Genomic DNA, 13,432 nt, shown 5'->3' on the forward strand with positions numbered 1-13,432 from the left:
TAAATCTTACTTGTTTTGTATATTTTCAAGATAGCTTTTTATTTGCTCTTTTTCTTGTTCGTTTAAATTTATAAAACTTATTTCTTTAAGTCTTGATAAAAGCAAATTATCTTCTAAAATTTCATTTTTTCCTATTTCTAAAGAAGTGATGACGCTAGAGCTTATGAGAAGTCTTTGGGTTGTATCTTTTCTTAAGCCCCATATATTATGTATGGCAATATTATTATCTGTAATTTGTCCTGCATAAAGCATAATATGTCCAGGTAAATAAAGTAAACTAAGATAAGCTTTCCCAAAGCGGTTTAAAAAATCTTTTTTTTGAGAATTACTAAGAGTGCTTATATCAAAATGATTAAAAGAATTTTTTTGTGCAGCTGAATTTCTTGGTAGATAAAGTCCAAAAGCTGAAAAGATATCACGAGTTAGTAAAGAACAATCTCTTTCAAAATTATAACCGCCCCAGCCATAAGGCAAATTTAAAACTTGTGAAAGTTGATTTTTTAAATTTTTATCATTGAATTGTAAAGGAAATTTGGATACATCTTTTTTAGAAATTTTATATTTTTTAGAACCTATTTTTCCATAAAAATAGTTTTTATCTTCTTTGTAGTAAGGATAAATAGCGCCAATTCTACTTTCAAAGAAAAATTTACCATCCTCGCTATAGATAGGAAATTTTTCTTTTAGTGGTGTGATAAAGTTAAGATTTTCATAGATTTTCGCTCTATCGCTTGAGAAAAATTCCAAATTTTTACTTTCAACAAATCCAAATCCAGCTTCACCTAAAACAAAAGCATAACGCTTATCTTTACTAAAATGTGAAATTAAGACAGGGGTTCCAGCATTTAAAATGCCATCGCTTGCATAGTCAAAAGGAATTCCTTCATTTTCAAAAAAAGGATTTTTTAAGATAGCTCTTTGGGTTGGAAGATTTTTAATGATTGTATTTTGGATAATTAAAGCTTTTTGATTAAGTTTACCGAATTCTTGGATATTTGCGTTATTTATAGCGTTTTTAAACCATGAAAGTGGAATAATTTGTTTATTGAAAAAATAATAAGTATTTTTTGAATTTAAATATAAAGGAAAGGACCAAAAAATATTTTGTCCTTTGTAATTTTTAAACGAATCATGCCAAGGGTTAAAGAAATATTTTTTATATCGTTTTGCATCAAAATTAATATCGTAAGCAAATTGTGGCAAAATGCTTACATTTTGTTCGTATTCAAGTTTTGCATAATGTTTATTTTCATTTTTTTGTTCTAAATTTTCATGATGAAGTGAAGTTAAATTTTTTGTTGAACAAGCTGTTAAAAATAGCACTATAAAAGTAAAATATAAACAAGATTTCATAATCAACCTTTTAGAAAAAATAGTTATAATTAAAGCCAAGGAAATATAATGCTTGATAAACTAGAAAAAATTTTAGCTTATGATAATGTTTTTTTAAGTGGTGGTGCTGGAGTTGGTAAAAGCTTTTTGACAAATGAGCTTATCAAATCTTATAGAAAACAAAAAAAATTAGCCATAGCTCTTGGTTCTAGTGCTCTATCGGCGTTTAATATAGGCGGTGTTACCTTACACAGCTTTTTTTGTTTAGGGTATTGTGATGATATGATGAAATTAAGCGCATTGGATCGCAATCAAAAACAAAAAGAAAAATTAACAAAACTTAAAGAGCTTTTAAAAACGATTGAGCTTATTATTATCGATGAAATTTCCATGGTTAGCGCAAGTGTTTTTGAAATGATAGGCTTTAGACTTAAAAATTCTCAATTTAATGGAAAAATTTTAGTTGTAGGAGATTTTTTTCAACTGCCTCCCGTAATTAAAGAAAAAAAAGAAACTTTATTTAACCATTCTTATTATGCTTTTTCTTCATTTTTTTGGCAAGATTTGAATTTTAAGAATATTAAACTTTCTCAACCTAAAAGAACACAAAATATGGAATTTTATAACTATTTATCTTTGATTAGACAAGGTTTTTTAGATGAAAAAATTTTAAGCTTTTTTGAATCTTTGCGAATTGATTATAAAGAATTAGAAAATTTAGAAGATGATTATACTTTACTTTGTGGTATCAATAAAAAAGTAAACAATATCAATCAAGAAAAATTAAGCAAACTTGAGACCCCACTTGTATGCTTTAAGGCTCAGGTTAAAAAAGAAGATAAGAGAATAAAAGATGAAGAACTTGATTCTTGGGTTGGAAGCTTAAATATATTGGAAGAATTAAATATTAAAATAGGCGCTCGTATTATTTTTTGTGTAAATAATTGGGATAAGAATTATTATAATGGAGAGCAAGGCATTATAGAAGATATTCTTTATGAAGAGGAGAAAATTTATATTAGCATTATTAAAAATAATGGGATGAAAATTTTACTTGAACCTTATACTTTTTTCATGGAAGAACTTGAGCAATCAGGTAAAGATTTTGTTGTTAATATTCTCGCAAGTGTTACACAGTTTCCTATTAAATTAGCTTATGCTATTACTATACACAAATCACAAGGTATAAGTATTGAAAAATTAGTGTGTGATATTGATCATATTTTTGAAAATGGACAGCTTTATGTCGCTCTTTCTCGCGCTACAAATCCAAATACTTTAAAAATTTATTCTACAAAAAAGATAAATTTTGGATTTTATTTTGCTAATATTTTAAAAATAGATTCTAATGTGATCGAATTTTATAAAAAACATAATTTTTTAGATCTTGAAATACAAGAACAAATCATTTAAAGGCATTAAATGAAAAAAATATTTTTAAGTGTTTTTTTGGTTTTGAGTTTAAATGCTCAAAATCTTGAAATAGATAAAATAAGAACTGATTTGTATTCTAAAAGTGGAGCAAATGTTCTTAAAAAAGTTGAAATTTCTTTGGAATTTGATGGGAATAATTTAAAAGAAAATGAAAATAAGTTAATTGATGCTGTAAATACAGTAATTTCAGGGTTTTTTTATGAAGATATTTTTACAGAAATTGGAAAAAATAATTTTAAAAAAACTTTAGAAAAATTTTTAGATAAGAAATATAAGATTAAACTAGATGATATATATATCATATCTTTAAGCGGAGTGGAAAAATTTGATTTAGAGGAGTTTAAACGCTTTTTAGAAAGCACTGAGGCTAAAGAGAAAGGTATGGGTAGTGAGGTAAAAAAAGCACTTGAAAACTTAGAAGTTCCTAAAACTCAAGTTCCTAGTGTTGAAAAGATCACAGCTCCTAGTGTTCCAAATTTAGAAGCCAAACAAGTTGAACAGCTTTTCAAAGATTCAGATGAAGAAAATAAAAATGACAATGGAGAAATCAATATAGATAATTTAAATACACCTAAAATGACTCCAGATATAGAAGAAAAAATTAAAAGAGATTTAATCACCAATCCTCCACAAATATTCAAAGAAAATAACGCAAGCAAGCCTTATCATTTGCCACAAACAGGCTATGATATAAAGCTTGATGAGAATTCAACGCAAAATTAGCGAACTATATCATAATTTTGCGGAATTTTTGCCTTAAAAACATCGTAATTAATTTTTGGATTTTTAATTTGATTGTTTAGATTGATTATAACATCATTTTCAAATTCATCTTTATAGGATATGCTTTGAATTTGCTCTTGATTAAGCTTAATTGTATAGTTTATATTATCATATTTTGCTACAAGTTTATCTTTGTCTATAAGACTTGCTTTTTTGAAAATTTCATTAAGATTTGGAATGTTATCAAGATGAGAGAAAATGACTTGTTCTAGATCGTGCTCTACTATGGTTACTTGATTTTTGTTAATATAAATCTCTTTTTTACTAGGAGTATCATAACTCCAATATGCTTGATCCTTACTCAGTATAAAATGTCCAGAATAAGAAAGTGTAGAGTTTTTGGATTTCACTATTTGGGTAAAATTGCTTGAGAAGGTATTAAAATTAAGATCAAGGGCAAAAAGTTGTCCTATAAAAATAAAAAATATCAAGAATGTTTTTTTCATTTATTTTCCTTAAAAAAATTATATTTTTTATATCATTCTAGCTAATTTTAATTAAATAATCGTTATAATAATAGTTTGAAAAATTTATAAAGGTTTAAAAATGTTTTTAAATACCTTAAAAGCCGTTTTTGGAACAAAAAATGATCGTGAAGTTAAAAAATACTTTAAGCGTGTAGCACAAATCAATGCTTTAGAAGGCAAATATCAAAATTTAAGCGATGATGAATTAAAAGCCGAATTTGCAAAATTTAAAGAGCAAATTTTAAGCGGAGAAAAAAACGAAAATGATATCTTAAATGATGTTTTTGCTATAGTCAGAGAGACAGGTAAGAGAACTTTAAATATGCGTCATTTTGATGTGCAGTTAATCGGTGGTATGGTTTTGCACGATGGAAAAATTGCAGAAATGAAAACAGGGGAGGGTAAAACCCTTGTAGCGACCTTGCCTGTTGTTTTAAATGCCATGAGTGGAAAAGGCGTACATGTCGTTACAGTAAATGATTACCTAGCCAAAAGAGACGCTGAGCAAATGAGTGCGATTTATAACTTTTTAGGTTTTAGTGTAGGCGTGATTCTTTCTTCTCAAAACAGTGACATAGAGCACAAGCAAGCTTATGATTGCGATATTACTTATGGAACCAATAATGAGTTTGGTTTTGATTATTTGCGTGATAATATGAAATTTTCAAAAGTTGAAAAAGTTCAAAGAGAGCATAATTTTGTTATTGTAGATGAAGTAGATAGTATTTTAATTGATGAGGCAAGAACTCCGCTTATCATCAGCGGTCCTACAAATCGCACTTTAGATGGTTATATTAAAGCCAATGAAGTAGCCAAGCAAATGCAAAAAGGCGAAGCAGTTTTACCCCCTGCAAAACCTGAGGGTGATTTTGTAGTAGATGAGAAAAATCGTAATATTTTAATCACGGAAGCAGGTATTGCTAAGGCTGAAAAACTTTTTGGTGTAGAAAATTTATACAGTCTTGATAATGCTATCTTAGCACATCAGCTTGATCAAGCTTTAAAGGCGCATAATCTTTTTGAAAAAGATGTGCATTATGTTTTAAGAAATAATGAAGTTATCATTGTTGATGAATTTACAGGGCGTTTAAGTGAAGGGCGTCGTTTTAGCGAAGGGTTGCATCAAGCTTTAGAAGCCAAAGAAAATGTAAAAATTCAAGAAGAAAGCCAAACTTTAGCAGATATTACTTTTCAAAATTATTTTAGAATGTATAACAAACTCGCAGGTATGACAGGAACTGCACAAACAGAAGCGACTGAATTTTCTCAAATTTATAGTTTAGATGTTATTTCTATACCGACAAATATTCCTATTAAAAGACAAGATAAAGATGATCTTATCTATAAAACTCAAAATGAAAAATTTAAAGCTGTAATTGAAGAGATTAAAAAAGCCAATGCTAAAGGTCAGCCTGTTCTTGTGGGAACTGCAAGTATAGAACGCAGTGAAGTTTTTCACAATATGCTTGTAAAAGAAAAAATCCCTCATCATGTTTTAAATGCTAAAAATCACGAGCAAGAAGCTTTGATTATCCAAGATGCAGGTAAAAAAGGTGCTGTAACTATCGCTACAAATATGGCAGGTCGTGGTGTGGATATAAAAATCGATGATGAGATTAGGGCTTTGGGTGGGCTTTATATCATCGGTACAGAAAGACATGAAAGCCGCCGTATTGATAATCAACTTCGTGGTCGTGCAGGAAGGCAGGGCGATCCTGGAATAAGTCGTTTTTATCTAAGTTTAGAAGATAATCTTTTAAGAATTTTTGGCGGGGATCGTATTAAAAGTATTATGGATCGCTTGGGCATAGAAGAGGGCGAAAGCATAGAGTCAAGAATCGTTACAAGAGCGGTTGAAAATGCGCAAAAAAAAGTAGAAAGCTTACATTTTGAAAGCAGAAAGCATTTGTTAGAATACGATGATGTAGCAAATGAACAAAGAAAAACTATTTATCGTTATCGCAATGAGCTTTTAGATGAAAACTATGATATTAGAGCTAAAATTTCTCAAAATATCGCTGAATATAGTGCAAATGTAATGAATGATTATATACTTGATGAAAGCGGTTCTAATGTAAATTTTGAAAATTTGAAAGCAAAAATTTTATATGAATGTTCAACTCAGATTAGTGAAAAAGATTTTGAGAATTTAAGCGTCATTGAAATGCAAGATAAGCTAAGTCAAATTCTTGAAAATTCTTATAACGAAAAGATGTCAAGACTTGAGATTAAAGAATTGCGTAATATAGAGCGTATTTTATATTTGCAAGTTTTGGATAATGCTTGGAGAGAGCATTTGTATCAAATGGATATTTTAAAAACAGGAATAGGGCTTCGTGGATACAATCAAAAAGATCCTCTTGTGGAATATAAGAAAGAAAGTTATAATCTTTTCTTGGAGTTGGTTAATCGTATTAAATTTGATAGTATTAAACTACTTTTTAGCGTGCAATTTAGTCAAGAAGAGGTACAAAATTTAGAAAATAAAGCCAATGAAGAAAATGAAAAGCTACTTCAAAGCTCAGTAGAAATGGGTGCAAGCGAAGATAATCTTGGCGAAGCTGAGTTTAAAAAAGTTCCACGCAATGCTCCTTGTCCTTGCGGAAGTGGAAAAAAATTTAAAGAATGCCATGGAAAAAGTGGTCCTAAGCAAGGAATTTTAGCTTGAATAAAAGCGTTTTAAAATATTTGCTTTTTAAATATTTAAGATTTGATAAAGAACAACCCTTTATCAATCTTTCTATGCTTTTGGCCTTTTTAGGAGTTTGTGTAGGACTTTGCGTTTTGCTTGTAGCTATGGCAATTATGAATGGTTTTGATAAAGAATTTGAAAAACGCTTTTTTGTGATGAATTATCCTATTACTATTTTGCCTAAATTTTACGCTCCTGTAAATGATGAATTTATAGATGAGTTAAGAAAAACATTTCCAAATTTGTTATTTAGCCCTTATATAAGCACTCAAGTTGTTGTAAAGGGAGATAATCGTTTTGAAGGTGGTGTGCTTTTTGGAGTTAATTTTAATGATGAAAAAAAAATAAACGAAGTGGTTGCTAAAGCTTTAAGGGATGAGAATTTAAGTGGTTTTGATATACTTGTAGGATCAGCACTTACTGATGAATTTGGTTTGCATAAAAATGACAAACTTTCACTTATTTTTTCAAATCTTAATCCTAGTGGATTTTCTTTAGTACCACAAACTAAACGTTTTGATGTTAAAGCGCGTTTTACTTCAGGGCTTGCATTTTATGATAAGGCTTATATGTATACAGATGTTGATGCATTGAAAAAAGTACTTGGAATGCCCAAAAATCCAAATTATGATGGAGTTCATGTATATAGTGATAATGCTTTTAAGGATGTTGAAAAAATTAAATCTTATTTAAAAGACGATTATGCTGTAGTAGGTTGGTGGGAACAAAATAAAAATTTCTTTTCAGCCTTAGAGCTTGAGAAAAGAGCGCTTTTTATAGTGTTGATGCTTATTATTTTGGTTGCAAGTTTAAATATAGTAAGTTCTTTACTGATGATAGTGATGAATCGTCGCAGTGAAATAGCACTTTTACTTGCCCTAGGTGCAAGCAAAAATGAGGTAAAAAAGAGTTTTTTTGCCTTAGGTATGCTTATTGGTGGTGGCGGTATGATAGTGGGTGTGGTGCTTGCATTTTTTGCTTTATGGCTTTTAGGAAATTTTGATATTGTAACTTTACCTGCTGATGTTTATGGAACCAGTAAATTACCACTTGATTTGTCTTTAATGGATTTTTCTTTAACCATTGTGGGTGCTTTAATAATCATAGCTTTATCATCTTTTTATCCTGCAAAAAAAGCAACTCAAATTAATATTTTAGATACTTTAAGAAATGAATAAATTGTAATTTTGGAGATTTTTATTGTCTTTGTTTATTCAAAAAAATAAGAATTTTAAACCTTTAAAACCTCTATCAAAGTCAAAAATAATCACCAATTTAATCCTTTTGATTTTATTTTTAATATTGTTTTGTTATTGTAGTTTTAGTATAAGTGCTTATCATTTTGATTTTAGCGTAATTGCGACCTATAAAGAAAAATTTCTTCAAGGTTTTTTAAATACTTTAATAATCAGTTTTTTTTCTTTACTATTGAGTATAATTTTGGGTGGAGTTTTTTGTGCTTTTTCTTTAAGTTCAATTGTTTTTTTAAGATTTTTATCTACATTTTACATAGAGCTTATCAGAGGAACCCCTTTACTAGTGCAGGTATTATTGATATATTATATCATTGCAAATAATTTAGGACTTGATAATCGATATGTGGCTGGAGTTATTATTTTATCATGTTTTTCTGCTGCTTACTTAGCTGAAATATTTAGAGCTGGAATTTTAAGTATTTCTATATCTCAGCTTGAGAGCGCTAGGGCTTTAGGGTTAAAAGAGATACAGGTTTTTGCGTATGTAATTTTTCCCCAAGCTTTAAAAAATATTTTAGCACCGCTGAGTGGACAATTTGCAAATTTAATTAAAGATAGTTCCTTATTAAGCGTTATTGCTGTAAATGAATTAGCCCAAAGTGCGCAAGAGATAAATTCTTATACTTTTGCTACTCTTGAAGCTTATGTAATTTTGGCTATTACATATCTTGTTTTGACTTTACCTATAAGTATATTTTCTCGTTATTTGGAGAGAAAATGCCAAAAATGATTTAAAAAAGCTTGACAAATAGAGCTAATTTTGGCATAATCACATTTTTATTTCAGAAAATGTCTCGTTAGCTCAGCCGGTAGAGCATCTCCCTTTTAAGGAGGGGGCCGTTGGTTCGAATCCAACACGGGACACCATTATAAAGGTCGCTTAGCTCAGTTGGTAGAGCGCCACCCTTACAAGGTGGATGTCATAAGTTCGAGTCTTATAGTGACCACCATTTTATAAAATCATAAATAGGTTTTATAATCTCTACTTCTTTACTTTGGATGCAGCGGTAGTTCAGCTGGTTAGAATGCCGCCCTGTCACGGCGGAGGTCGCGGGTTCGAGCCCCGTCCGCTGCGCCATCTTGTCTCGTTAGCTCAGCCGGTAGAGCATCTCCCTTTTAAGGAGGGGGCCGTTGGTTCGAATCCAACACGGGACACCATTTTTATTGTTAGGGTTATGACCCTTTCGTCTAGTGGCCCAGGACAACACTCTCTCTGTGTGGAAACAGAGGTTCAAATCCTCTAGGGGTCGCCAATCATAGGTCGCTTAGCTCAGTTGGTAGAGCGCCACCCTTACAAGGTGGATGTCATAAGTTCGAGTCTTATAGTGACCACCATTTTATAAAATCATAAATAGGTTTTATAATCTCTACTTCTTTACTTTGGATGCAGCGGTAGTTCAGCTGGTTAGAATGCCGCCCTGTCACGGCGGAGGTCGCGGGTTCGAGCCCCGTCCGCTGCGCCATCTTGCTTGGTAACAATTTTATAAGTATAATTTGCAAAATAATAAAAAATAGAGCTAAGGAAAAAAATGCTTATTATTGGACATAAATTATTAAAAAATTTAGATTTTTCTTTTATTGAAAGTATTGAAGAAGTTAAAGATAGTAAAGTTTATTGTATTGTTTATGATGAAAAATTGATTTCTTATTTAAGTCAAAATGATTTTGAATTTGCTATTTTAGTTCAAAATAAAGACGAGATATTTTTAGCCAATGCTTTAGGAGCTAAGTTTTTGCTTTGTAATGATAAAAAACTTGCAAAATTTGCTAGCAAGGTTGCAGAATTTTATGTTTTTGATAGTAGGGTTTTAATGATTGTTGATAAATTAGAGAATTTTAAAAAATTTTATAAATTAAAAATCGATGGAATTATTTTAAAAGATAATATAGATAATTTTCCTAAAAACTGATAAATTCTTTTGTAAAATAAGTGCTAATTGACGAGGATTAAATAATGCAAAAAAAATCTTTTTTGAAAATTTACGGATTAATTCCTTTTTTACTTGTAGCATTCATCAATGCTTTTGTGGATTTGGGACATAAAATTATTATTCAAAATACTATTTATAAAGCCTATGAAGGAAGTGAGCAGTTATTTTTAAATACTATAGTTAATGCTTTGATTTTACTTCCTTTTATTCTCATTCTTTCTCCCTCAGGTTTTTTAGCGGATAAATATCCAAAAAATATTATAATGAAAATTTCAGCAATTTTCAATGTTATACTCACTTTAATAATTTGCATTTGTTACTATAGCGGTGCTTTTTGGATGGCTTTTATTTTTACTTTTATAATGGGAGTACAAGCAGCGATTTATTCGCCGAGTAAATATGGTTTTATCAAAGAACTTGTAGGAAAAGACTTTCTTGCTATGGGCAATGGTGTAATTAATGCAGTAAGTATTGTGGCAATCTTAGCAGGAATGGCTTTATTTTCTTTAAGTTTTGAAAGTCTTTATAGTTCTACGTATAATCAAACAGATGAAATTTTAAAAGAAGTAGCGCCTTTAGGAATTGTGCTAATTTTATTTTCTTGTATCGAAGTATTTTTTGTGTGGCGTTTACCTAAGCTCAAACAAACAAATAAAGATTTAGTTTTTAATAAAAAAGACTATATTCGTGGAAAACTTCTAATAAATAATCTTAAGCTTGTTTTTAAAAATAAAACTATTTGGCTTTGCATAATCGGAATTTCATTTTTTTGGGCTATATCTCAACTTTATCTTGTCAGCTTTCCTGTCTTTGTCAAAAATGAACTTTTCATAGAAAATACTTTTTATGTGCAAATTTCACTCGCTTTTTCTGGTATAGGAGTGATTTTAGGCTCTTTAGTAGCTGGTAAATTTTCAAAAAATTATATAGAACTTGGACTTATTCCACTTGGTGCATTGGGTATGTTTTTAATGGCTTTTTTAATGCCTTATTTTGTAAGTTTATTAAGTTATAGTTTTTTATTTTTCTTTTTTGGATTTTGCGGAGCTCTTTTTATCATTCCTTTAAATACTTTAATCCAATTTCATGCCAAAGAAAATGAATTGGGGCAAATTCTTGCAGGAAACAATTTTTTTCAAAATATTGCCATGTTAGGATTTTTATTCTTGGCAACTTTATTTGCAAAATTTGAAATCAATGTGGTTTATTTATTTTATTTTATTACTTTAGTAACCTTTATAGGAAGTTTTTATATACTTTTAAAACTTCCCTTTTCTTTAGTGCGTATACTTTTAAGCATAGCTTTTTTGCAACGATACCGCTTACTTGTAGAAGGTTTTGAAAATATACCAGAAAAAGGTGGAGCTTTGCTTTTGGGTAATCATATTTCTTTTATTGATTGGGCTGTTGTACAAATGGCAATTCCAAGAAAAATTTATTTTGTTATGGAAAGAAGTATTTATTCTAAATGGTATATTAAAATTTTTCTTGATAAATTTGGTATTATTCCTGTATCAAGTACAGGAAGTAAGACGAGTTTAGAACTGATAGCAAAGCATATCAAAGAAGGTAATTTAGTTTGCTTATTTCCTGAAGGTACACTTTCACGACATGGACAATTAAATGAATTTAAAGCAGGATTTGAATTAGCTTGTGAATGCTTAAGCGAAGATGATGGAAAAATTATTCCTTTTTATATAAGAGGACTTTGGGGTAGCGCTTTTTCAAGAAGCGATGAAGAATTTTCAGCAAGAAACCGTACTTTAAATAAAAGAAAAATTGCTATAGCTTTTGGTAAAGCTATGTCTTTGCATTCTAAAAAAGATGAAGTTAAAGCTAAAGTTTTTGAACTTTCTTTTATGGCTTGGAAATCACAATGCGAAGCTATGCATACCATAGCAAGATCTTGGATAGATACAGCTAAAAAAAATCTAAATCAAATAGCTATTATTGATACGCTAGCTGGAGATATTTCTTATAGAAAAATGTTGACTCTTAGCTTATTTCTTAATTTTTTTATTAAAAGAAAATCTAAAGAATTAAACATTAACCCTCAGCGTGGAAGTTACGCTCCTAAAGAGGAGGCTATAGGAATTTTACTACCTGCTTCTTTTGCAAGTTCTTTAACCAATCTATCTGTTTTAATCGCAGAAAAAATTGCAGTAAATCTTAATTTTACTGCTGGAGAAAAAGCTCTAAAAGCAGCTATAAAAAATGCGCAAATTTCACAAATTTATACTTCTAAAACTTTTTTAGAAAAATTAGCAAATAAAGGTATAAACCTAAATTTCGATACAAATATACATTTAATTTATTTTGAAGATATTGTAGAAGATTTTAAAATGCAAAAAACTAAAATTTTTAGCATGATGTTAGCAGTTAGTATTATACCTAGTTTTATACTCAAAAGCATCTTCACTCCTTCAAAAAACAATCTTGCCATCGCAGCTATTTTATTTAGTAGCGGAAGTGAGAGTTCTCCAAAAGGTGTTATGCTCAATAACCGTAATATTTTAAGCAATATAGCACAAATTTCTGATGTGCTTTGCACAAGAAACAATGATGTCATTCTCTCATCTTTACCACCTTTTCATGCTTTTGGACTTACCGTAACTACATTTTTGCCTTTGCTTGAAGGTATTAAAAGTATCACTTTTTCAGATCCAACCGATGCCTTAGGGGTTGCCAAAGCTGTTGCTAAAAATAATATCACTATTATGTGTGGAACTTCAACCTTTTTAGGAATTTATGCAAGAAATAAAAAACTTGATGCTTTAATGTTTGAAAGCTTAAGAATAGTTGTATCAGGTGCTGAAAAACTAAAAAATGAAGTAAGAACTGCTTTTGAAATGAAGTTTAAAAAAAGCATTTTTGAAGGTTATGGAGCTACGGAAACTACACCTGTAGCGAGTGTAAATTTACCAAATCGTTTTGATGCGGATTATTGGCTTATACATCGTGCCAATAAAGAAGGAAGTGTAGGAATGCCTCTGCCTGGAACTGCGGTACGTATTGTTGATCCAAATAATTATGAAAATTTAAAAACAAATGAAGATGGACTCATACTTATAGGCGGTCATCAAGTTATGGTAGGCTATCTTAATAACAAAGAAAAAACCGATGAAGTGATTAAAGAAATTGATGGCATAAGATGGTACAACACGGGAGATAAGGGACATTTGGATGAAGATGGTTTTTTATATATTGTCGATCGTTATTCTCGCTTTGCAAAAATTGGCGGAGAGATGATTTCTTTGGGTGCAATAGAAGAAGAAATTACCAAATTCATAGACACTGAAGTGGTTAAATTTTGTGCCACATCTTTAGAAGATGAGAAAAAAGGGGAACAAATTGTTTTGCTCATAGAATGTAATAATGAAATTTTTGAAAGAGTATGTGAGGCTATAAAAAATTCTAATATACCTACACTTTTTAAACCTAGATATTATTTTCAAATAGAAAAAATTCCCCTCCTAGGTTCAGGAAAAGTTGATCTTAAAAAAGTTAAAGAATTAGCTAAAAATTTAGCCATATAAT

General features: G+C 29.9%; 9 protein-coding genes and 7 tRNA genes. 14 read left to right on the top strand and 2 right to left on the bottom strand.

The annotated features are described in order from the left end of the window. Window positions 1-6: 6 nt before the first annotated feature. A complete protein-coding gene (locus tag ELQ10_RS05660) occupies window positions 7-1,353 on the bottom strand; it encodes an SH3 domain-containing C40 family peptidase (protein WP_134250307.1) in 1,347 nt (448 codons plus the stop codon). A 48-nt stretch (window positions 1,354-1,401) separates the two neighbouring features. Between ELQ10_RS05660 and pif1 the strand changes: the two genes are divergently transcribed. Together pif1 and ELQ10_RS05670 are read left to right on the top strand one after the other, a co-directional pair. After that, window positions 1,402-2,745, top strand: coding sequence for an ATP-dependent DNA helicase Pif1 (gene pif1 / locus ELQ10_RS05665; protein WP_134250308.1), 1,344 nt, complete (start codon window positions 1,402-1,404; stop codon window positions 2,743-2,745). Between the two features lie 9 nt (window positions 2,746-2,754). Further along, window positions 2,755-3,489, top strand: coding sequence for a hypothetical protein (locus tag ELQ10_RS05670; RefSeq protein ID WP_134250309.1), 735 nt, complete (start codon window positions 2,755-2,757; stop codon window positions 3,487-3,489). Here ELQ10_RS05670 and lolA read toward each other — a convergent pair. Then, window positions 3,486-3,995: a LolA-like outer membrane lipoprotein chaperone gene (gene lolA / locus ELQ10_RS05675; RefSeq protein ID WP_002922587.1), complete on the bottom strand. Its 510-nt coding sequence runs from the start codon at window positions 3,993-3,995 to the stop codon at window positions 3,486-3,488. The two genes, ELQ10_RS05670 and lolA, sit on opposite strands and share 4 nt — an antisense overlap. 100 nt (window positions 3,996-4,095) lie before the next feature. Here lolA and secA point away from each other — a divergent pair, with 100 nt between their 5' ends. The 12 genes from secA (at window position 4,096) to ELQ10_RS05735 (ending at window position 13,431) form a co-directional block, all read left to right on the top strand. Then, window positions 4,096-6,684, top strand: a complete 2,589-nt coding sequence (gene secA / locus ELQ10_RS05680) for a preprotein translocase subunit SecA (protein ID WP_134250310.1) — start codon at window positions 4,096-4,098, stop codon at window positions 6,682-6,684. After that, the gene (locus ELQ10_RS05685) at window positions 6,681-7,886 is read left to right on the top strand and encodes an ABC transporter permease (RefSeq protein WP_134250311.1); all 1,206 of its coding nucleotides are present in this window, start codon (window positions 6,681-6,683) and stop codon (window positions 7,884-7,886) included. The genes secA and ELQ10_RS05685 overlap by 4 nt, the downstream gene beginning before the upstream one ends. Window positions 7,887-7,908: 22 nt before the next feature. After that, window positions 7,909-8,694, top strand: a complete 786-nt coding sequence (locus ELQ10_RS05690) for an amino acid ABC transporter permease (protein ID WP_134250312.1) — start codon at window positions 7,909-7,911, stop codon at window positions 8,692-8,694. 61 nt (window positions 8,695-8,755) lie between these two features. Beyond that, window positions 8,756-8,831, top strand: a tRNA-Lys gene (locus ELQ10_RS05695). A 7-nt stretch (window positions 8,832-8,838) separates the two neighbouring features. Beyond that, window positions 8,839-8,914: transfer RNA gene (locus tag ELQ10_RS05700), tRNA-Val, on the top strand. 51 nt (window positions 8,915-8,965) lie between these two features. Then, window positions 8,966-9,042: transfer RNA gene (locus ELQ10_RS05705), tRNA-Asp, on the top strand. A gap of 4 nt (window positions 9,043-9,046) precedes the next feature. Beyond that, window positions 9,047-9,122 (top strand) — tRNA-Lys (locus tag ELQ10_RS05710). A 19-nt stretch (window positions 9,123-9,141) separates the two neighbouring features. After that, window positions 9,142-9,217, top strand: a tRNA-Arg gene (locus ELQ10_RS05715). A gap of 6 nt (window positions 9,218-9,223) precedes the next feature. Next, window positions 9,224-9,299 (top strand) — tRNA-Val (locus ELQ10_RS05720). Window positions 9,300-9,350: 51 nt separating this feature from the next. Beyond that, window positions 9,351-9,427: transfer RNA gene (locus tag ELQ10_RS05725), tRNA-Asp, on the top strand. A gap of 66 nt (window positions 9,428-9,493) precedes the next feature. Then, window positions 9,494-9,874, top strand: coding sequence for a hypothetical protein (locus ELQ10_RS05730; protein ID WP_002893406.1), 381 nt, complete (start codon window positions 9,494-9,496; stop codon window positions 9,872-9,874). A gap of 44 nt (window positions 9,875-9,918) precedes the next feature. Beyond that, a complete protein-coding gene (locus ELQ10_RS05735; RefSeq protein WP_134250313.1) occupies window positions 9,919-13,431 on the top strand; it encodes an acyl-[ACP]--phospholipid O-acyltransferase in 3,513 nt (1,170 codons plus the stop codon). The last annotated feature ends 1 nt before the right edge of the window (window position 13,432 follow it).

The organism is Campylobacter sp. US42a (assembly GCF_004379055.1).
Lineage (GTDB): Bacteria > Campylobacterota > Campylobacteria > Campylobacterales > Campylobacteraceae > Campylobacter_D > Campylobacter_D jejuni.

Coding starts and splice junctions, on each gene's coding strand:
- ELQ10_RS05660 (WP_134250307.1), bottom strand. CDS start 1,353: ATGAAATCTTGTTTATATTTTACTTTTATAGTGCTATTTTTAACAGCT.
- pif1 (WP_134250308.1), top strand. CDS start 1,402: ATGCTTGATAAACTAGAAAAAATTTTAGCTTATGATAATGTTTTTTTA.
- ELQ10_RS05670 (WP_134250309.1), top strand. CDS start 2,755: ATGAAAAAAATATTTTTAAGTGTTTTTTTGGTTTTGAGTTTAAATGCT.
- lolA (WP_002922587.1), bottom strand. CDS start 3,995: ATGAAAAAAACATTCTTGATATTTTTTATTTTTATAGGACAACTTTTT.
- secA (WP_134250310.1), top strand. CDS start 4,096: ATGTTTTTAAATACCTTAAAAGCCGTTTTTGGAACAAAAAATGATCGT.
- ELQ10_RS05730 (WP_002893406.1), top strand. CDS start 9,494: ATGCTTATTATTGGACATAAATTATTAAAAAATTTAGATTTTTCTTTT.
- ELQ10_RS05735 (WP_134250313.1), top strand. CDS start 9,919: ATGCAAAAAAAATCTTTTTTGAAAATTTACGGATTAATTCCTTTTTTA.